General features: G+C 60.1%; 15 protein-coding genes and 1 tRNA gene. 10 read left to right on the top strand and 6 right to left on the bottom strand.

Features of this window, described 5'->3' with window-relative positions; genetic code table 11:
- Positions 1 to 9: 9 nt before the first annotated feature.
- The 10 genes from rpoC to AC07PT_RS26250 all read left to right on the top strand — a co-directional run bounded on the left by rpoC (position 10) and on the right by AC07PT_RS26250 (position 13,714).
- Positions 10 to 4,227 (top strand): DNA-directed RNA polymerase subunit beta', encoded by a 4,218-nt coding sequence (rpoC, locus tag AC07PT_RS26295; RefSeq protein WP_492350715.1) that lies wholly within the window; start codon positions 10 to 12, stop codon positions 4,225 to 4,227.
- Between the two features lie 104 nt (positions 4,228 to 4,331).
- On the top strand, positions 4,332 to 4,910 hold the full coding sequence (locus tag AC07PT_RS26290; protein ID WP_492350716.1) for a LemA family protein: 579 nt from the start codon (positions 4,332 to 4,334) through the stop codon (positions 4,908 to 4,910).
- Positions 4,907 to 6,298 (top strand): 16S rRNA (cytosine(967)-C(5))-methyltransferase RsmB, encoded by a 1,392-nt coding sequence (rsmB, locus tag AC07PT_RS26285; protein WP_492350717.1) that lies wholly within the window; start codon positions 4,907 to 4,909, stop codon positions 6,296 to 6,298. Before AC07PT_RS26290 ends, rsmB begins: the two co-directional genes overlap by 4 nt.
- A 94-nt stretch (positions 6,299 to 6,392) precedes the next feature.
- Positions 6,393 to 6,896, top strand: a complete 504-nt coding sequence (locus AC07PT_RS26280) for a DUF4390 domain-containing protein (RefSeq protein ID WP_494658669.1) — start codon at positions 6,393 to 6,395, stop codon at positions 6,894 to 6,896.
- Complete coding sequence (locus tag AC07PT_RS26275; protein WP_494658668.1) at positions 6,893 to 9,169, top strand: sensor histidine kinase; 2,277 nt, start codon at positions 6,893 to 6,895, stop codon at positions 9,167 to 9,169. Before AC07PT_RS26280 ends, AC07PT_RS26275 begins: the two co-directional genes overlap by 4 nt.
- Positions 9,170 to 9,204: 35 nt before the next feature.
- Positions 9,205 to 9,870, top strand: a complete 666-nt coding sequence (locus AC07PT_RS26270) for a response regulator (RefSeq protein ID WP_492350720.1) — start codon at positions 9,205 to 9,207, stop codon at positions 9,868 to 9,870.
- Positions 9,871 to 9,921: 51 nt separating this feature from the next.
- Positions 9,922 to 9,997 (top strand) — tRNA-Phe (locus tag AC07PT_RS26265).
- A gap of 184 nt (positions 9,998 to 10,181) precedes the next feature.
- Positions 10,182 to 11,423: a tyrosine-type recombinase/integrase gene (locus AC07PT_RS26260; RefSeq protein WP_494658667.1), complete on the top strand. Its 1,242-nt coding sequence runs from the start codon at positions 10,182 to 10,184 to the stop codon at positions 11,421 to 11,423.
- Positions 11,424 to 11,510: 87 nt separating this feature from the next.
- A complete protein-coding gene (locus AC07PT_RS26255; RefSeq protein WP_494658666.1) occupies positions 11,511 to 12,866 on the top strand; it encodes an AAA family ATPase in 1,356 nt (451 codons plus the stop codon).
- Positions 12,867 to 12,880: 14 nt separating this feature from the next.
- The gene (locus AC07PT_RS26250; protein ID WP_494658670.1) at positions 12,881 to 13,714 is read left to right on the top strand and encodes a DUF4435 domain-containing protein; all 834 of its coding nucleotides are present in this window, start codon (positions 12,881 to 12,883) and stop codon (positions 13,712 to 13,714) included.
- Between the two features lie 692 nt (positions 13,715 to 14,406).
- Here the strand turns inward: AC07PT_RS26250 and AC07PT_RS26245 are convergent.
- The 6 genes from AC07PT_RS26245 to AC07PT_RS26220 all read right to left on the bottom strand — a co-directional run bounded on the left by AC07PT_RS26245 (position 14,407) and on the right by AC07PT_RS26220 (position 20,966).
- Positions 14,407 to 15,171 (bottom strand): hypothetical protein, encoded by a 765-nt coding sequence (locus AC07PT_RS26245; protein WP_494658665.1) that lies wholly within the window; start codon positions 15,169 to 15,171, stop codon positions 14,407 to 14,409.
- 293 nt (positions 15,172 to 15,464) lie between these two features.
- Positions 15,465 to 16,169 carry a hypothetical protein gene (locus AC07PT_RS26240; RefSeq protein ID WP_494658664.1) on the bottom strand — a complete coding sequence of 235 codons (705 nt, stop codon included), beginning with the start codon at positions 16,167 to 16,169 and terminating at the stop codon, positions 15,465 to 15,467.
- A 61-nt stretch (positions 16,170 to 16,230) separates the two neighbouring features.
- Complete coding sequence (locus tag AC07PT_RS26235; protein ID WP_494658663.1) at positions 16,231 to 16,527, bottom strand: hypothetical protein; 297 nt, start codon at positions 16,525 to 16,527, stop codon at positions 16,231 to 16,233.
- Positions 16,528 to 16,556: 29 nt separating this feature from the next.
- A complete protein-coding gene (locus AC07PT_RS26230; protein WP_494658662.1) occupies positions 16,557 to 16,970 on the bottom strand; it encodes a hypothetical protein in 414 nt (137 codons plus the stop codon).
- Positions 16,970 to 17,413 (bottom strand): hypothetical protein, encoded by a 444-nt coding sequence (locus AC07PT_RS26225; RefSeq protein ID WP_494658661.1) that lies wholly within the window; start codon positions 17,411 to 17,413, stop codon positions 16,970 to 16,972. Before AC07PT_RS26225 ends, AC07PT_RS26230 begins: the two co-directional genes overlap by 1 nt.
- Positions 17,414 to 17,855: 442 nt before the next feature.
- Complete coding sequence (locus AC07PT_RS26220; RefSeq protein WP_494658660.1) at positions 17,856 to 20,966, bottom strand: P-loop NTPase family protein; 3,111 nt, start codon at positions 20,964 to 20,966, stop codon at positions 17,856 to 17,858.
- Between the last annotated feature and the right edge of the window lie 15 nt (positions 20,967 to 20,981).

The raw sequence follows: 20,981 nt of genomic DNA, 5'->3' as shown, positions 1-20,981 counted from the left end.
AAGAGTCACATGAAATCGCTACTCGACCTGTTCAAGCAATTCACGCCCGATGAGCATTTCGATGCCATCCGCATCGGCATGGCTTCGCCTGAGAAGATCCGTTCCTGGTCTTTCGGTGAGGTGAAAAAGCCAGAAACCATCAACTACCGCACCTTCAAGCCCGAGCGTGATGGCCTGTTTTGCGCCAAGATCTTCGGCCCCATCAAGGACTACGAGTGCCTGTGCGGCAAGTACAAGCGCCTCAAGCACCGTGGCGTGATCTGCGAAAAGTGCGGCGTTGAAGTCACCCAGACCAAGGTGCGTCGTGAACGCATGGGTCACATCGACCTGGCCGCGCCTTGCGCCCACATCTGGTTCCTGAAGTCGCTGCCATCGCGTCTGGGCCTTGTGCTCGACATGACGCTGCGCGACATCGAACGCGTGTTGTACTTCGAAGCCTACGTGGTGACCGACCCCGGCATGACCCCGCTGAAGAAGTTCAGCATCATGTCCGAGGACGACTACGACGCCAAGCGCAAGGAATACGGCGATGAATTCATCGCCAAGATGGGCGCCGAAGGCATCAAGGATCTGCTGGAGGCGATTGACATCGACACGGAGATCGAACGCCTGCGCGGCGACCTGACCGGCTCTGAAGTCAAGGTCAAGAAGAACGCCAAGCGCCTCAAGGTGCTCGAAGCCTTCAAGAAGTCGGGCATCAAGCCCGAGTGGATGGTGCTCGAAGTGCTGCCCGTGTTGCCGCCGGACCTGCGTCCGCTGGTGCCGCTGGATGGTGGCCGTTTCGCCACCTCCGACCTGAACGACCTGTACCGCCGCGTCATCAACCGCAACAGCCGTCTGCGTCGCCTGCTGGAGCTGAAGGCCCCTGAAATCATCGCCCGCAACGAAAAGCGGATGTTGCAGGAAGCCGTCGACTCGCTGCTCGACAACGGCCGCCGTGGCAAGGCCATGACCGGTGCCAACAAGCGTGCTCTCAAGTCGCTGGCCGACATGATCAAGGGCAAGAGCGGTCGTTTCCGTCAGAACTTGCTGGGCAAGCGCGTCGACTACTCGGGTCGTTCGGTCATTACCGTGGGCCCGACCCTGAAGTTGCACCAGTGCGGTCTGCCCAAGCTGATGGCGCTGGAACTGTTCAAGCCTTTCATCTTCTCGCGCCTCGAGGCGATGGGCATTGCCACCACCATCAAGGCAGCCAAGAAGGAAGTTGAATCCGGCACGCCGGTGGTTTGGGACATCCTTGAAGAAGTCATCAAGGAACACCCGATCATGCTCAACCGTGCGCCTACGCTGCACCGTCTGGGCATCCAGGCCTTCGAACCCATCCTGATCGAAGGCAAGGCCATTCAACTGCACCCGCTGGTCTGCGCGGCCTTCAACGCCGACTTTGACGGTGACCAGATGGCTGTCCACGTCCCGCTGTCGGTGGAAGCCCAGATGGAAGCCCGCACGCTGATGCTGGCCTCCAACAACGTGCTGTTCCCCGCCTCGGGCGAACCCTCGATCGTGCCCTCGCAAGACGTGGTGCTGGGTCTGTACTACACGACCCGTGACCGCATCAACGCCAAGGGCGAAGGCCTGGTGTTCTCCGATGTGCCCGAAGTGCAACGTGCCTTTGATGCAGGCCAGGTCGAGTTGACCGCCCGCGTCACCGTGCGTATCACCGAGTGGAACAAGGACAAGGCCACCGGCGAATTCGTGCCTGACACCAAGCTGGTCGAGACCACTGCTGGCCGCGCACTGCTGTCCGAGATCCTGCCCAAGGGCCTGCCTTTTGCCAACATCAACAAGGCGCTCAAGAAGAAGGAAATCTCGAAGCTGATCAACGTCTCCTTCCGCAAGTGCGGTCTGAAGGAAACCGTGGTCTTCGCCGACAAGCTGCTGCAAAACGGTTTCCGTCTGGCCACCCGCGCCGGCATCTCGATCTGCATCGACGACATGCTGGTGCCACCAGAGAAGCAAGGCATCATCGAGCGCTCCGAGCGCGAGGTGAAGGAGATCGAACAGCAGTACGTCTCCGGTCTGGTGACCGCTGGTGAACGCTACAACAAGGTGGTGGACATCTGGGGCAAGTCGGGTGACGAAGTCTCCAAGGTCATGATGGCCCAGTTGGCCAAGCAAAGGACCATTGACCGTCACGGCAAGGAAGTCGATCAGGAATCGTTCAACTCGATTTACATGATGGCTGACTCCGGTGCCCGTGGTTCTGCCGCCCAGATCCGTCAGCTCGCAGGGATGCGGGGTCTGATGGCCAAGCCTGACGGCTCCATCATCGAGACCCCCATCACGGCGAACTTCCGTGAAGGTCTGAACGTGTTGCAGTACTTCATCTCCACCCACGGTGCCCGTAAGGGTCTGGCGGATACGGCGCTGAAGACGGCCAACTCGGGTTACCTGACCCGTCGACTGGTCGACGTGACGCAGGATCTGGTGGTCACCGAAGACGACTGCGGCACCACCAATGGTTCGCTGATGCGCGCCATCGTCGAAGGCGGTGAAGTCATCGAATCGCTGCGTGACCGTATCCTGGGCCGCACCGCTGCTGAAGACGTGCTGCACCCGGAAACCCGCGCTGTGCTGGCTGTGGCTGGCAGCATGCTGGACGAAGACCTGATCGAAGACCTCGAAGCCGCTGGCGTCGACGAAGTGAAGGTTCGCACCGCCCTGATCTGCGAAACCCGCTACGGTCTGTGCGCCAGGTGCTATGGCCGCGACTTGGGCCGTGGCGGCCTGATCAACCTCGGCGAAGCCGTGGGTGTGATTGCTGCCCAGTCCATCGGTGAGCCGGGTACCCAGCTGACCATGCGTACCTTCCACATCGGTGGCGCCGCTTCGCGTGCTGCCATCGCCTCCAGCGTGGAAGCCAAGTCCAACGGCATCATCGGCTTCAATGCCACGATGCGCTACGTGAGCAACACCAAGGGTGAACTGGTGGTGATTGCACGTTCGGGTGAAATCATCATCCAGGACGAGCATGGCCGCGAGCGTGAACGCCACAAGGTGCCTTACGGCGCGACCCTGACGGTGAAGGCCGACCAGACCATCAAGGCTGGCACCATCCTTGCCAATTGGGATCCGCTGACCCGCCCGATCATCACCGAGTTCGCCGGTCAGGTGAAATTCGAGAACGTCGAAGAGGGTCTGACCGTTGCCAAGCAGGTCGACGAAGTGACCGGTCTGTCCACCCTGGTGGTGATCGATCCCAAGCGTCGTGGCTCGGCCAAGGTGGTGCGTCCGCAGGTCAAGCTGATTGATGCCCAAGGCCAGGAAGTCAAGATCCCGGGCACCGACCACTCGGTGACCATCGGTTTCCAGGTCGGCGCTCTGATCCAGGTGCGCGACGGCCAGGACGTGGGTCCTGGCGAGGTGCTGGCCCGTATCCCAATCGAAGGTCAGAAGACCCGCGACATCACCGGCGGTCTGCCGCGTGTGGCCGAACTCTTCGAAGCCCGTACCCCCAAGGACAAGGGCACCCTGGCCGAAATGACCGGTACCGTGTCGTTCGGCAAGGAAACCAAGGGCAAGGTCCGTCTGCAGATCACCGATCCGGAAGGCCGTGTGTTCGAAGAGCTCGTGCCCAAGGAAAAGAACATCCTGGTGCACGAAGGCCAGGTGGTCAACAAGGGCGAATCGATTGTGGACGGCCCGGCCGACCCGCAAGACATCCTGCGCCTGCTGGGCATGGAAGAGCTGGCCCGCTACATCGTCGACGAAGTGCAGGACGTGTACCGCTTGCAAGGCGTGAAGATCAACGACAAGCACATTGAAGTGATCGTTCGCCAGATGCTGCGTCGTGTGGTCGTCGAGAACACTGGCGAGTCGAACTACATCGCCGGCGAGCAAGTCGAGCGCTCGGAAATCCTCAACACCAATGAGGCCCTGCAGCGCGACAACAAGGTGCCTGCCACCTACAGCAACCTGTTGCTGGGGATCACCAAGGCCTCGCTGTCGACCGACTCCTTCATCTCGGCCGCGTCGTTCCAGGAAACGACCCGCGTGCTCACCGAGGCTGCCATCATGGGCAAGCGCGACGAGCTGCGTGGCCTGAAGGAAAACGTCATCGTGGGTCGCCTGATCCCGGCCGGTACCGGTTTGGCTTACCACCAGGCTCGCAAGGCCAAGGACGCCATGGACGAAGCCGAGCGCCGCTCCATTGCAGAAGCCGAAGCCGCTGATCTGGCTGCCAGCCAGGACGCCAGCGCCGAAGCCGAGGGTGCTGCCTCGGAGTAATCACGCTCTTTGACGCGTGAGCGATCAGCGCCCCAGCCCCATTCAACGATGGGACTGGGGCGTTTTTCATCTGACACTAGCCTTTGGAATGCGTGGAGCCTGCCATGTCCTTGGAAGGGTTGCTTGACCTGCCGATCGGGGTCTGGATCACGGTTGCCGTGCTCCTGTTCTGGGCCGTCGGTGCCTACAACCGCCTGGTGCGCCTGCGTGTGGCCGCCGTTCAGGCATTCAGTTTGCTTGAGTCGCAGTGGCTCAAGCACCTGGCATGGATCGAAGTGCAATGGCTGCACAGCCCCCAAGATGCGCCGGCCCCCGCAGCGGCCGCCGACGCCGCCGAACAGGGGCGGCCCGATTTGCACATCCTCCAGCCCGCCGTGGCCCAGTTTCGCGCCTGCCTGCAGGCGGCCAAGCTCGGTCCCCTGAACTCTGAGCCGCTGGGCTCACTGTCATCCGCCTGGACCGTCTTTCGCATGGCGATCCGACAGGTGCTGGCCGATGACGACGCTGGCGTGCCGCGCCTGCCCCAGGTGCTGAGTGCCCACTGGGAACAGATGCTGCTTCAGGATCAGGCCGCCGTGGATGTTTTCAACGAAGCGGTGCAACGGTACAACCAAGCCATCCGCCAGTTTCCGGCGATATTGCTGGCCTGGGTTTTTGCCTACAGGGCAGCACGGTCTTTATGACAAGCAACTACAAAAAAATTGATTTGAATGCCAGCCTGAAGTCGGGCGACTACAGCGGCTCCGTCCCTCTGTGGCAGCAGCTGCAGGCCGTCGCCGTGGCCTTGGCCGAGGTTCGCTCAGGCGCCTCGGCCACCACGGCCATCGAGGCGGTGCCAGCCGAGTTGCGTCCGGGCGTGCAGGCGCTGCTGTTCCATGTGCTGCGCTGGCTGGGCCAGGCTGAAGCCTTGCGACGCAAGCTCGCCCCGCGAAACCCCCCGGCGCTGGCCGATGCCCTGTTGTGCACGGCGCTGGCCTTGGGCTGGCGCGAGCAGGACGCCCCCTACGAAATGTTCACGCTGGTCGATCAGGCCGTCGAGGCGGCCAAGCGCCTGCCGGCCATTCGGCCCCAATCGTCCTTCATCAATGCCTGCCTGCGCCGATTCCTGCGTGAGCGCGATGCCTTGGTCGAGGCCACAGCCCGCGAACCGATGGCGCAATGGAACCATCCACGATGGTGGATCGACCGCCTGCGTCAGGATCACCCCCGTCACTGGCAGGAGATCCTGCGCACCAATGCCACCCAGGCGCCCATGACCTTGCGCGTCAACCAGCGGCATACCACTGTGTCGGCCTACCTGCAGCGCCTGGCCACCGCAGGCATTGCGGCCGAGGCCCTGGGCGGCCCCGCTGTCATGCTGGAGCAGGCCCGCCCTGTGACCGAGGTGCCCGGTTTCGATGCGGGTGATGTGTCGGTGCAGGATGCCGGGGCCCAACTGGCGGCTCCCTTGCTGCTGGACGGCTTGGCACCCGCTCACGCGGGGCAGCGCCTGCGTCTGCTGGATGCCTGTGCCGCCCCAGGCGGCAAGACGGCGCACCTGCTCGAGCTGGCCGACTGTGACGTCACGGCCCTGGACATCGACGCCCGTCGCTGTGAGCGCATCCACCAGAACCTGTCGCGCCTGGGCCTGCATGCCCGCGTGGTCGCCGCTGATGCACGCGATCCTGAACTCTGGTGGCCGGAAAACGGCCAGAAACTGCCATATGACGGCATCTTGCTGGACGCGCCTTGCACCGCATCGGGCATTGTGCGACGTCATCCCGATGTGCGTTGGCTGCGCCGCGAAAGCGACATCGGCCAACTCGCCATCATCCAGGCCGCCTTGTTGTCCTTGCTGTGGCCGCTGGTTCGCCCCGGTGGCCGCCTGCTTTATTGCACCTGCTCCGTCTTCCGCGCCGAGGGCGAATTGCAGATTCAAACGTTTCTTGCACACAACACCGACGCCGCTTTAAGCCCATCGCCCGGGCATTTAATTCCCCGCACGGCGCGTAAGGGGGATCCCGTCCGGGACAATGGGCTCCGTGACCACGACGGATTTTTCTACGCCTTGCTCGAAAAACGCGCAGATTGACCGGATCGTCTTTCTCGCGGGATGGCTGCTGGCTGCCTTTTTTTGGTGCATTCGGCCGGCTTGGGCCGACACGCCCGAGATCGAAGTCGCCCAAATGCGGCTGGACCGCACCGAAGAGGGGCTTTTCCTGTCGGCCAACGTGCGTTTTGACCTGCCCCAGTTGGTCGCCGATGCGGCGGCCAAAGGCATCCCGCTGTACTTCGTGGCCGAGGCCGAAGTGCTGCGGGATCGCTGGTACTGGTATGACCAGCGCGTCGTCGGCGTGGCCCGGTACATGCGCCTGGCCTACCAGCCCCTGACGCGCCGTTGGCGCCTGTTGGTGGCGCCCACCCCGATTTCCAATTCTGGCCTGGGGGTGAGCCTGGGCCAGAGCTTCGAAGACCTGGACGAGGCGCTTGGCGCTGTTCAACGCATTTCCCGTTGGCGCATCGCCGATGCGGCCGCCCTCGACAACGATGCTCGCCACAGCGTCGACTTTCATTTCCGCCTCGATGTCTCGCAACTGCCCCGCCCCTTTCAGCTGGGCGTGACCGGTCGGACCGACTGGAACCTGGCCACCAGCCGCCACCAGCGCCTGCTGACGGAGCCCGCCAAATGAGCACCGTGCCCAGGCCGGGCCTCGACAGACACTCCCTGTTCAGTACCCGCACCGCCCGTTGGACCGTCGGCATCGGCATTGCCATGATGGTCATCATCGGCATCCTGCTGCTGTTCCTGCTCACCCAGGCGACCAACAACCGGGCTCTGTACGAGCGCAACTACCTGCGCCTGTTCGTGATCAACCTCATCGTGGCGGGCGCCTTGCTGTCCGCCATCCTGTGGATCGCCCTGCGCCTGTATCAGCGGCTGCGGCGCGGGCGCTTCGGCAGCCGGCTGCTGGTCAAGCTGGCTGCCATCTTTGCCCTGGTGGGCTTTGTGCCTGGCGTGCTGATCTATGTCGTGTCCTACCAGTTCGTATCGCGTTCGATCGAAAGCTGGTTTGATGTCAAAGTCGAAGGCGCGCTGGATGCCGGCGTGAGCCTGGGGCGTGCCACGCTCGACACCCTGTCCAACGATCTGGCCAACAAGACCCGGGCCGCGGGTTCCCAGCTCACCGATGTTCCCGATGCCACCGCCGGTCTGGTGCTGGAGAAGATCCGGGACCAGTTGGGGGCCAGCGACGTGGTGCTCTGGAGCGCCTCGGGGCAACTGGTGGCCAGCGTGGGGCAGTCGCGCTTCCAGCTCAACCCCGAGCGCCCCTCGGTGCAGAACATCCGCAACGTGCGCAAGCAGCGCGCCGTGGCCCAGATCGAAGGCCTGGACGACCCAGCCAACGATGCCGCCATCAACAATGCCCGCATCCGCGCCATGGCGCTGGTCAACTCCTCCAGCCTGGGTCTGTTGTCCGAATCGCGCTTTCTGCAGGTCTCCGTGCCCTTGCCGCCGACCTTGGTGGCCAATGCACTGGCCGTCCAAGAGGCCTACCGCGAGTACCAGGAGCGTGCCCTGGCCCGATCGGGCCTGCGCCGCATGTACATCGGCACCCTCACGCTGAGCTTGTTTCTGGCGGTGTTTGGTGCCGTGCTGCTCGCCGTGCTGCTGGGCAACCAACTGGCCCGACCCCTGCTGGTGTTGGCCGAAGGCGTGCGCGAAGTGGCGGCCGGCAATCTCAGCCCCAAGGCCGTGTTGCAAGGCCGCGACGAGCTGGGCGGGCTTACCCGTTCGTTTGCCGACATGACCCAGCAATTGGCCGATGCCCGTGCCACGGTTGAAAAAAGCATGCGTCAGGTCAGCACCGCCCGGGCCAATCTGCAGACCATCCTGGACAACCTCACGGCTGGGGTGATCGTGCTGGACGCACAAGGGCAGATCCAGTCTTCCAACCCAGGCGCGACCCGCATTCTCAAAGTGCCACTCGCTGCCTACGAAGGTCGCCCGCTGGCCGCCGTGCCCAGCCTGGAAAATTTTGCCCTGCGTGTGCAGAGTCAGTTCGACGCTTTTCTGGGCGAAAACGCCCAGCAGCACGGGCTGGACCACTGGCAGCAATCCTTTGAACTGCCCGACGGGCAAAACGGTGCTGCTGCCGGCATGATCACCTTGGTGGCCCGGGGGGCTGAGATGCCCGGGTCGGCTCGTTTGCTGGTGTTTGACGACATCTCTGAAATCGTTTCGGCCCAGCGTGCCCAGGCCTGGGGCGAGGTGGCGCGCCGCCTGGCCCATGAAATCAAGAACCCGCTGACCCCCATCCAGCTGTCGGCAGAACGCCTCGAAATGAAGCTCAACGGCAAGCTGGCCGCGCCCGAGCAGGCCGTGCTCACCAAATCCGTCAAGACCATCGTGGACCAGGTGGACGGCATGAAGCGCCTGGTCAACGAGTTCCGCGACTACGCCCGCTTGCCCGCCGCCGAGCTCAAGCCCCTGGACCTCAATGCCCTGGTGCAGGACATCCTGCACCTGTATGGCCCTGAGAATGCCTCCGTGCCCGTGCGTGCCGAACTCGATCCGCGCTGCCTGCCTGTGTTGGGTGACGCCCAGCAGCTGCGCCAGGTCATCCACAACCTGTTGCAGAATGCGCAGGACGCTACCGAGGGCGTGCCCGTCGCGGACCGACAGCCGGTTGAGATCCGCACCCGTTGGGGCGAAAGCTCGCGCCGGGTGCGCTTGCTGGTGCGCGATCATGGCACCGGCTTTCCTGACTACATCCTCAAGCGGGCCTTCGAGCCCTATGTCACCACCAAGTCCAAAGGCACTGGCCTGGGACTTGCAGTGGTCAAGAAAATCGCAGACGAGCATGGCGCACGGATCGATCTCTCCAATCACATGAGCGGCGACAACATCGCCGGGGCTCAAGTGTCGCTATCATTCGCCACTGCGCCGGCATCCGCTGCCTGACGCAACATCTTCCCTGGAACCGCTTTCTTTCAATCATGGCAAACATACTGGTGGTCGACGACGAACTGGGCATCCGGGATCTGCTGTCCGAAATCCTCAACGATGAGGGCCACAACGTCGAACTTGCCGAAAACGCTTCGCAAGCCCGCAACGCACGGCAGCGCGATGAGTTCGACCTGGTCCTGCTCGACATCTGGATGCCAGACACCGACGGCGTCAGCCTCCTCAAGGAGTGGGCGGCCGGAGGCCTGTTGTCCATGCCCGTGATCATGATGAGCGGCCACGCCACCATCGACACCGCCGTCGAGGCCACCCGCATCGGGGCTTTCTCCTTTCTCGAAAAGCCCATCACCTTGCAAAAGCTGCTGAAGGCGGTGGAGCAGGGCCTGGCCCGCAACCAGTTGCGCAAGACCGCAGTCCCGGTCGTCAACGCGCCCGAACCCAGAATCGAAGCCCAGGCCCACCCCGTCACCCTGATGGTCGAAGTGCAGACCCAGGCCCAGCAGTTGTTTGATCTGGACAAGCCCCTGCGCGAAGCGCGCGATGGCTTCGAGAAAGCCTATTTCGAATTCCACTTGCTGCAAGAAAACGGCTCCATGACCCGCGTCGCCGAAAAGACCGGGCTTGAGCGCACCCACCTGTACCGCAAGTTGCGCCAGCTCGGCGTCGACCTGTCGCGCAGCAAAAAAAATGCAATTTGAGGGTTTTTCGTTTTTGCCTCAAAAAAGCTTGCTATAATTTATTTCTCAGCAGGCCCGGTAGCTCAGTTGGTAGAGCAGCGGATTGAAAATCCGCGTGTCGATGGTTCGATTCCGTCCCAGGCCACCAGTACACAGTTTGTAGTCGTCCATAGACGTCCGCAAACACCAAAAAGCCCTAAGTAAATCAACTACTTAGGGCTTTTTTCATTCCAGAGTCGTCCGTACTCATCCGCACCAAGCCGGTGATTTTTGGGGGCAAGTTTGGGGGCAACTGCTAGAGTTGGGGGCAACCCCCATAAAAGTTGCCCCCAATGCCTCTGACAGACACAGCCATACGCAAGGCTCAGCCCGGCCCCAAACCTCAAAAGCTCGCCGACGGCAAAGGCATGTACCTTGAGATCTCGCCAGCGGGTGGGCGCTGGTGGCGGTTGAAGTACCGCATCGCAGGCAAAGAAAAGCGGATCTCCCTGGGCACCTACCCCGAGACAGGTCTTCGCCAGGCACGTGAAAAGGCCGAGGCAGCCCGCGCCATGCTGGCGGAGGGGCTCGATCCCAGTGAGCAGCGCAAGGCGGACAAGGCCCGCTTGGCCGTACAGGTGGCCGCCACCGAACGGGCCGACGCCGGCCTACCCGCCGAAGATAGCTTCGAGCATGTCGCCCGCGAGTGGTTTGCAACGCGCCGTGAGGAATGGGCGCCAAGCTACGGCGACAAGATCATGCGGCGCCTTGAGGTGGACGTGTTCCCCTGGGTCGGTGCTGAACCCATCGAGTCGATCAAGCCGCCCCAGCTCCTTGCCGTGCTGCGCCGCATTGAATCGCGTGGTGTGGTCGAGACAGCGCATCGAGCACTTGAGAACTGCAGCCAAGTCTTCCGATACGGCGTGGCCACGGGCCGCATTCAAAGCAACCCGGCACGCGACCTTAAAGATGCCTTGCGCAAGCCCATGGTGAAGCACTTCCCGGCCATCACAGACCCCGCTCGCCTTGGCCAATTGCTCCGTGCGATTGACTCTTACAAGGGCACGTATGTAGTCCGGACGGCCCTCTATTTGCTGCCACGGGTGCTGCTGAGGCCTGGTGAGCTGCGTAATGCGACCTGGGCGGAATTCGATCTAGAAAAGGGTGTGTGGACGGTGCCGGCTGAGAGGATGAAGCGGGAGAAAGTCGGCAAGTTATTTGGCAAACCCCATGTCGTACCGCTGGCAAAGCAAGTCGTGGCGGCATTGCGAGAGTTGCATGGGTTGACCGGTGCGAGTCCGTACGTGTTTCGCGGGGAGCGACACCATGACCGGCCGATGAGTGACGCTGCTATTAACGCCGCGTTGCGAGCTATGGGTTTTTCGGCGGAGGAAGTAACTGGTCACGGATTTCGAGCGACCGCACGAACTATGCTTGCAGAACGTCTCGGGATCGCGGAGCCTGTGATCGAGGCACAGTTGGCTCATTCGGTGAAGGATAGTCTTGGTCGGGCATACAACCGAACCGAATTTTTGCTCGAACGTGGTTCAATGATGGCGGTCTGGGCGGATTATTTGGATGAGCTGCGTAGTTGAAAATTGGTTGGTACAAATGCAGGTGTGATTTTTGGATTTTTATTATTGTTTGTAGATTTGAAATTGAAGTTCCTGGAAGGGGGATGTATGACTGAAGACTTAGTGCGGGTGAAATCTTTGAGGGTTGTTGGCCTTTTTGGTTTATACAATCATTCGGTCGAGTTGAAGGATGATCATGTCACCATTATTCACGGGCCGAACGGTGTTGGAAAAACCGTTTTCCTGCGGTTGACGGATTCTGTTCTTAATGGTCGATATTATGAGTTCTTTAATACTCCATTTTCGTCTTTTCACGTGGTTTTTGGCGGAGGGAGGAGTGTCGATCTAATTAACGAGGGGCTTCTGGATAAGAGGGGCGCCCGGTTAATAAAGTTGGTGTATCGGCACGAAAATAAATCCGAGGAAGTGTTGATAGATAGTGAAAATTCAAATTTATTGAAGATTGCTAGTCAAATATCGGATGAGCTTCCCTTTGTTTCTCAGGTTGGTGCGGACTCCTGGTTGGATAGTAGAACAGACGAAATTCTGAGTGCTGATGAAGTAATCAGTCGACATTCGCCGGAGGTTCCATCTCGTTATCGTGGAAAGCTCAACTCGAAAGAGCCTAAGGCTTTGCAAGAGTTGCGGAGTCGAATAAAGACTCATTTTATTGAGGCTCAGCGATTAATTAAGATTTCTTTTGTTCCTGAGTGGAGGTACAGAAGCCCGGAAAGGGTGATGACTGCAACAGTTCAAGAGTATTCGGAAGATTTGAAGAAGAGACTTGAAACTGCATTGGCTAATTATGCAAAAGAATCTCAGAGATTGGATCAGACTTTTCCTCAAAGACTAATTCAGGATGCTACTGTTCCGTTGCCGTTGGAGAAATTGAAGGCCCAAATGACTCTGGTGGAGCAATCGCGTGATCGGTTGAAGAGGATTGGCCTTTTAGATGGGGATGATAGTGTTAATAATGCGTATCCTTTGAATATTTCTCAGTTCGATAATCTGTTGCCAGCGCAAATATCCGTGATTTCCGTATTTGCAGGAGATGCTAAGAAGAAGTTGTCGGTATTGTTTGACGTCGCCCAGAGAATAGAGGTTCTGCTGGAGGTGCTCAATAAAAAATTCACCAATAAAAAGGTGAAAGTCTCTCGTGAGGCGGGTCTTGCTATTTTGGGGGCGGATGGTGGAGAAATACCTATTGCGGCGCTCTCATCTGGCGAGCAGCATGAGATTGTTTTGCTCTACGATCTTTTGTTTAAAGTCAGGCCAAATACTTTGGTTTTGCTGGATGAGCCTGAACTTTCTCTGCACGTTAGTTGGCAAAAGGGGTTCTTGGGGGATATTCTTGAAATAATTCGGGTTGCGCAGTTTGATGTATTGATGGCTACCCATTCACCATATATTGTTGGTGATCGTGATGACCTGTTGGTCTCTTTGTCGTCGGTTGATGAGCGATAAATTTGGTGGGCACGATGTTAAATAGTAAAAATCCAGGGATAATTTTTGCTGAAATTCAGATGATGAGGGCGGCATTTGATGGGGTTCATTTTCTTGTGGAGGGTCCGGGAGACGAGAGATTTTGGCGAAGAAGAGTGAATGGGGGGCGGGTTAATATAGTTGCGTGTGAGGGTAAGAAAAATTTATTGGGGGTTGTTGATAAGGCGAAGAATTCGGGTGCTGATTATATTGTTGGAATATATGACGCGGACTTCGATTACCATTTTGGACATCGGTATCATCCCGATGTGCTTGCGGTGACTGATTGCAATGACTTGGACGTCACTCTGATCGCAAGCGAGGCGCTTGATAGTATTATTTATGAGTATGGAGATGCGGATAAGATAGGTCGTTTTGAGGCCGCGATGGGGGTGCGTGTTGTCGATCGATTGCAGGTTAATGCTGCAATGTTTGGTTTGTTAAGGTATCTGAATGACTTTGAAGGGCACGGTGTTGATTTTTCCAAGCTCTCGCCCGGTCAGTTTATAGAGGTTAATTCCTGGTTGGTTAAGGTTGATGAGCTCTTTGATCGCTATTCGCAACTTGCAGGCGTCGGTCGGGATGTATTGGATCAGCTTATACAAGATAAATGTCCAACTCCAGAGGGTTGGAATATGGCGCAAGGCCACGATTGCTTGAAGATTTTGGCAATTGGTTTGCGATGTGTAATTGGGTCCAGGCAAATATCTGAGCACGATATGGCGAAGATATTTAGATTGGCATACACCGAGGCAAGTCTAAAAGCCTCAAATATGTACAAAGATTTGGAGGCCAAGCAGCAGAAATTGGGCTATTGCTTGTTGAACTAAGTAGGTGGAAGCCCATGGTTCAAGTAAATCTTCACAATTTTCTGCAAAGCGGTTGCTACTTGGCGTGACACCCGCAAAGGTGGATGGCTATTGGTGGGCACCTGGCCCCATAAGTCTATTCATTAGGTCTGTGGGATGTGCATCAAATGATCTTTGGGGGCGAATGCTTGCCTCATCCCGCATGACCTGTACCCCTGGCGCGCTGTCGAGACCCCGCCCCGCCCCCGGGCTTTCTAGGCTCCTTTTGACGGCGCTGTCGGCCCTAGTGCTCGCCAGATGTGGCGCGAGCTGGTAGCCGTTTTTTGAGATCGATGAAATCACGAGATTCGACGAAATTTTTCAAAGAGTCTGCGGTCGCCCATTGGGGGGAGGTACGTCACAGGTTCAGGTCGTCTCGTCGTCGGTTCATGGTGATTGGCTCGGCCTTGATCGGCTTAGGCTGGCCAGTTGTAAAGTGTCAGGAACAGGCTTCAAGCGCGATGTTCGTAGACGTTGACGGGCGATGAGTGGCCTAGAAATATCAATGAATTCGCTTCAAGTTGCATAACGTGTATGGTGAACGGCGTTAGTAGTAGCGCAGCGAATGGTGGTTACCGACAACAGCTATGTGAAAGCTGAAAGAGTGGTTTTTTTTGCTGTGGCAGGAATGCAAGGTATCTCTGTAATATTTGAATTTCTAATTTGTGTTGTAATTATTGGAATATTCCTGGCGCATCTTGCGGAATGCCGTGTAATTGTCGTATTCGTATTTGAGAGTAATTTAGTTTGAATGCATTTAATATTTCTCCGATGCCGCGCTGTATCTCGGTTAAGGTCTGTCTCACTTCGAGTGGGCTTTTGCTTTGGCGATGGCGAGTTAAATCGGTTTCTGCGGTAATGCTGAAAACAAGCCCTTTTTGTGTGTCGGCTGGATAAATGGAGACCGTGGCTACCGTGCTATGGGCGGCTCGATCTCGAATTGATGAAAGACCACGACTAGAAGATAGGAGGTGCGACATCCAAGCAGCACTCTTTGCTGTAGTTAATGTTTGGTGAAAGTGCTTGTCTTCTTGGAAGATTGTGGCGTGTCTGCCGGCCGGTTCAATTTTGTTGAAGCTGGTCGGTAGCTTCTCTTGGTAGAGATTTCTAAGCACAAGCGCTAATATGTCGAGTGTTGATCTTGCCTCGAAGAGGAAATAATTAATCAGCATTACCAAATGCCAATAGTCATCGGAAACATGCAAGGAATTAGTTTTTGCGTCATATTTATTTTCGATTTCTTGCTGTTTATTGATGGCTTGCTTGAAGGCCATGCTCATTAAGAAGAACTTTGTCCCAAGATCCTCGAGTCTGCGAGAGGTGATTGCTGGCGGATGACTAGCCTTGTCGTCGATGCTGTACGGGACATTTGGGTTGTTAAAAAAGAATGGAGCTGGACTCCCTTCTAGGTGAAGCGTAAATCCATTTTGGGTTGTCATGTTTATTAGCCTAATTTAATGGGGAAATTAATAGGGAGTTTGCCATGGCTGACTCTCGCGGTCTAGATCGGGTCAAGAAATGTGCCGTAAGGAGTTGTGGTTTGTATTCGCTGTATGTGCTATGCGAAAAATGCCAAATCCAGCCATAGACGCTTTCCGTTCTTGTCTTGCCAGTCAAACGCTTGCGTGTAGATATTACCCATTTCCACTAAATGGGGCGCAAAAAAGGGCGTGCCCTCCATAGGACACGCCCCATTGCTTTGTGGGGCGCCTGGCCAGGCGCAGTCCCAGACTCAGGTCTCAGCCGCCTCCTGCTGGGCGTTCCGCGCCTTGTGAATCTCCATCGGGCTCATGAACTGGCGGTTCGCAAACGGCCCCAGCTCCAGGACTCCCAGCGCCTCGATCGCAGGCAACTCGTCGGCCACTGGGTGGGCGGTGGCCATCTCTTTGATGCAGTCCCACACAAAGGCCTCGCGGCGGGCTTCTGGATCGTCGGTGATGGTCAACAGCCGGGGCAGCTCGCAATGGCGTACCAGGGCCAGCGCGCGGGCCAGGGGCTCACCCATCTCGGCCAAGGCCTGATAGACCTGCAGGTGGGCATAGGCCTCGAAGGCGGCGCGGTGCGCAATGAGGTAGCTCTTGGCATCGTTGGAGGCCTGCACCTGGGGCTCGAAGGTGTTGGCCTCGCACTCGGCCAGAGCCAGGCGCAATTCCTCGGCCATCGTGGCCGCGTCGTTCTTGTTGAACAGGGCGTTCTTCACCTCTTTGGTCTGGGTGTAGTTCGCAGCCGCAAAGGCTCGGCGGAAGAGGTCGTGTGAATCAGCGGCGGCCTGCTCATGGGCGGTGATCTTCGAGCGCAGTTCCTCGCAGCGCTGCAGCAGATCGGCATAGGCCTTGCCCGAGCCGGCTTCGTAGGCCTGGCGGGCCATGGCCAGGCGAATGAGGGCTTCCTTGTAGGTTTCTTTGGCCTTGGCGAATTTGTCTTGAATCGAGGTCATGGTGTATCCAGAAATTGAGAACGTGAGAGCGGGTGAAAGAGAAAAAAAGCGGTCGAGCTGATCAGCAGTCGGTGAGATGGAAATGGGCCGTCCGGGCCTTGCCGTCGGCGGCCGTGTACTGCAGCGAAACCTTCGTGTCTTGGGCTGCAAATTCGCCCGTGATGTTGTTGAGCTTCTGGCGAGCTGCAGCGTATTCGCGGGTGGCTTCTTCGAGCTTTTGGCTGGCAGCGGTGAGGGCCATTCGGGCTTGAGATTCGTTGGCAAACATGGGTAGATCCAGTGAGAAAAATGGGTTGAAAAGCAGTTGAGGAAAAGAAGACGTTGAGCGCAATCCAGCGAACCGGGAGAGCAGGGCCAAGGCCCAGCTCAGCCAAGAACAGCGGGCTTTCAATCGGCATCGAGCCACTCGATAAAGCCTGTCTCCTGCAGGTGCGCCCGGGTCATCTGTCGTTGAGCCAGCGAGAGCCGCCCGAGAACAGCGCGCAAGGCCTGGCGAAGGGCCTTCATGCGTTGTTCCAAGGCCTCCAGTTGGGCGCGCTCTGCAGCGCGTTCAGCGGTGTGCTTGCGGGCCTGCTCGGTGAGCTGGCGTTGAGCGGTCTGCAGCCGAGTGCGCAGGCTGTCGTCTTCGCGCTGCTGGGCCGAGCTGGCCACCGATGCCGCAGCAGGGGCAGAGGCCGGCGCCTGGCGTGAAAGTGCCTCGCGAACTTCGTAATACTCCACAGTAGCAAGCGCGGCCTTGAACTGGGCGCGGCGCTTGTCGCGGTAGCGGCGCTGCCGCTCTGCAGGGGTGAGGCGGGCCATCAGTAGTCCCCCCCGAAATCACGATGGGCCTTGAACCAGTCGCAGCGCTGCAGCACATCCTTCATGGGCACCATGCGAGGGCTCACGCCGGGCATGTTGCCCCGTGCGGCCTCGGCGCAACCACCATAGGGGCGGAAGTGCCGGCACTCACTGCAGCGCCTGCGGTCGTCGCGCAGGCCGGCCGCATCGAGCAGCTCGGCCAGGGCGTCACGGTTGGCCTTGATGGCGTCGCGCAGCTCTTGGGTGAGCAGGCTGGCCGGCGTCACACGCAGGGCGCCCGAGGCTTCCAGCTCCACCGAAATCCCCAGCTCGCGCAGGGTGCTCAGAAGGGCCTCGGCGCGCTCTTCTGCGGACGGTTCAGGCGAGATCCGGGCGGCGATCTCCCACAAGTTGGGCTCGCCGTTGACGGTCAAACACCCACCAAAGCCCACCAAACCCACCATGGCCTGACGGCCGCGAGAGTCCGAAGTGTTCCACGTGGCGCGTCGATTCGCCTCCGCTAACCCCCCAATTCCCACCAATCCCACCAGAGATAAGCCAGGCATGCGGCTCAACTTGTCGCGCCGGTTCGCCTTCGCAAACCCACCAGAAGCCACCAAACCCACCAAGGGCAGGGCCGTTGATGTCGTGGTCGTTGTTGTGGTCGGGGGCATCAGAACACCTCCGCAAAGGAGGGGGTGCCGGCTTGAGCCGCCATCAAAGGTTGAATCGTGGCGCGTCGATTCGCCGCCGATAACCCCCCAATTCCCACCAAACCCACCAGAGGAAGGCCAGGCATGCGGCTCAACTTGTCGCGCCGGTTCGCCGTCGCAAACCCACCAGAAGCCACCAAACCCACCAAAGCCGGGGCCTTCGCTGCTGTGGTCATCGTTGTGCTCGGATGCATCAAAACAACTCCACGTCGGCGCCGTTGCCGGTCTGCTCATTGGTCAAAGGCTGATTCATGGCGCGTCGATTCGCCTCCGCAAACCCCCCAATTCCCACCAAACCCACCACGGCAGGCGCGGTGGTGCGCTCGCTGTCTTCGTCCTGCTCTGGGTCTTCGTTGGTGGGATTGGTGGGCTTTGGTGCGTTTGTGGCGGTCGTTGGCCGCGCCAGATTCACGGCCCAATGCAGCGCACCTGCCCGCAGGCCCACCCGCGAGAACAGCTTGCCGCCCACGATGCGCCCCGTCATGCGCTCGATCCAGCGCCCCAAGATCCGCGAGTTGACCTTGCCGGCCTGGCCCGCGATGTCGTCCAAGGCCACGCCTAGGCGTTCGTCGGTGTCGGCCCTGCGGATGGCAATGGCGACGGTGGTCTGCATGCTTCCAAACGTCCCATACCAGGCCTCCAGCATCGCGGAGAGCTTCGTCGTCTCCGGGTCTTGCTCAAACGCCCGCGCCGCTGCCTCCATCGGATCTTCAAGCGTGGGCAGATCCTCCGAGCCATCGGCCGCCACCAGGCCGGCAAGCCAGCAAATCGGCTGCCGCACCAGGTCGTCCCACTGCTCAAAGCTCGCGGTGCGCCCTTTGGCCGCCTTGGGCCGGCCGGCTGTGATGTAAGCCCGCACGATGGTGAGCGCTGCCACCACGTACTGCAGCCGCTCGGCCGCGATCATCTGGGCCGGGTCGAATGAGAAATCCCGGGTGTAAGGCTTCTCGCTTTGCGCATCAATGCGGGCCGTCAGCACCCGCCTGCAGGTGTCCGAGGTCATGCGCAGGTTGTTGCCCGTGGCGATGAACAAGGCCCGGTTGGGCAGCGTCACCGTCTCGCTGCTGCCCAGGATGCGGTCTGCAAAGGTGGGCGCGGTCAAGAAGGCATCGAGCGAGGCAGAGCCCAGGGGCTCGCGCACGTTGTCCCACAAGACCACGCGCTGGCCTTCGCGCAGCACCGCAAACAAGCGCTTGCGCGTCTCTTCGTCGGTGTCGGCCGGGGGCAGCACCGCAGGGTCTGAGCCCATGGCCATCACCCCAATGCAACGCGCCAACAAGGTCTTGCCGCTGCCCGCTGCAGGGGCGTCCAGGCCAATGCCTGGCGTCGTCGGCAGGCTGGCCCGCAGGGCTGCAGACAAGAGGCCATGCAACACCACGGCCCGGCTCACATCGTCCACCAGCGGGAACAGCGCAAAGGGGCGCCAGAGATACCGCAAGGCGTTGAGCGCGTCCGTGGGGCTCGGTGAACTCGGCACCCTGGGCGGGTTCGGGTGTTCGCAGTAGTACAGCAGCCCCGAGCCCTCGTCATGGCCTGGCCGGTCCAGAATCGTGCCGTCCACGCGCAGGGTCGGCGCAGTGACCACGGCCACCAGCTTTTTGAAGCCTCGCTCCCCATGCTTGGCCAGGATGGCCCGGGCCACACCCAGCGGCGCGTCTTCGGCGCCTTCGTCCGTCACGTCATCGCCCGCTGAATCCTTCCTCCTGCGCACTGAGTAGAAGTCGCACACCCGGCCCATGTGGTCGGTCAGCCAGTCCGGCGACACAGGCCGGGCCTTGCCCTCGCTCACGTAGGCAATGGCCCCCTCGCCATAGTCGAACAGCTCGCCCCGGGACTTGAGCACCGACAGCACCGCGTCGGTGGTGGCCACACGCATGCCTCGGCCCACCTGCACCCGGGCAGACTGTCGCATCAATTCAAACCGCACCCCACCATGGCGGTGCGTGTACAGGTAGGGTCGCTGCCCGCTCTTGAGGTTCACCACGGCCACGCGCCGGTCTTGGTCCGGGTCCAGCGGGTCGGCGAACTGGGCGTTGTGCCAGCGGTCGGGCAAGTCCAGGATCTCGCCCACCGACACCGATTGGCCATCGGCCGCCGTCAGCATGAAGTGCCCCATGAGCACACGCTTCTCACTGGCCCGAATCAGCACATCGCGGGCCTTCTCCAAGGGGATGCCGCGGCGCTGCGCCAGGGCCGGCGCCTTGGCCGAGGCCCAGCGCTCGCGCTGGGCGGCGCACTGGCTTGCAATGGCCTCGCGCTTGGCCTTCTTCAAGGCCTGCACCCGCTTCAAGGTCTCGCTGTCGGTCTCGATCAACGCCAGGTCAAACAAGGCATTGCCGTCACCGTGGATCTGCGGTGCAGCGGTCGGCCGGCTCAACCCATCGAGCAGCACGGGTGGGGCGCAGAAGTCCAGGCGCTCGGGCTGCCACACCGTGGCATCCACCAGGCTGCGCTCCAGGGCCTGGCCAGCTCGCCCGACTTCGTGCCAGCCCTGGCCAGCAGCCCACAGAAGAGCAAACAAGGTCTTGCCCGCATCGGGGATGCGTGAGGCGTCACGCACCGGGATGTAAAGGCGGTGGCGGTTCAGGCCTGAGAGCACGCGGCCATCAGGTGCCTGCACCCCGGCCGAGCAGCTCGGGCGCCAGAGCATGGGCGCGGTGGCGAGAGCCGGGCAGGCGTCAATCAAGCGTTGCCGCAGCTCGTCGGCGCTGAGTTCGCTGTTTGGGCAGCCGTCGTGGTCCAGCATCATCACGCCCGGCCCGCGAGGGTAGGCAAAGTGCTGGCGGGTGCGAGAGATGGCGGCCGGGGCGCCGGGCTCGGTGAGCACGGCCTGGCCAGCCTGCGCGTCCTGCACATCACGCTCGGGCGCAATGGCGACTTGCTCTTGCTGGCAGATGCCCCAGCTCACAGCCTGGTCAGGCGTGAGCGTTTCGAGGATCTGGGCCAGCTCGGCCAGGTTCAGGGCCTGCAGGCGCTGAGCCAGGCCGCGCATCATGCCGGCCGACGATTGCTTGTTGAGGGTGCCGTCCCGGTTGAGGCTCAGCACCTTGGTCAAGCGCTCGGGCTCGGTGGAGGTGAAGACCGTGAACTGCAGGGCGGGGCCTTGCGTGGTCAGGGGCTTGGCCGCCTTCACGCGCGGGGCGGGTGAGGGCGCTGCAGGTGCTTTGCGCGCAGTCTTCGGGGCTGCCTTGGTCGCGGCTGCAGTGGTGGCCGCCGTGTTCGTTTCTGGGGCGTCCGAGGAAGGTACAGACGTGTTCGTGCTTGCCGCGCCCGATTCGATGGCGCTGGCCTTGTTCTTTGCCATGGTGAATCCTTGAGT

Source organism: Curvibacter sp. GW821-FHT09D12 (assembly GCF_059416245.1).
Note: the sequence above shows the minus strand (reverse complement) of the source record. Positions and strands in the feature narration are given on the sequence as shown.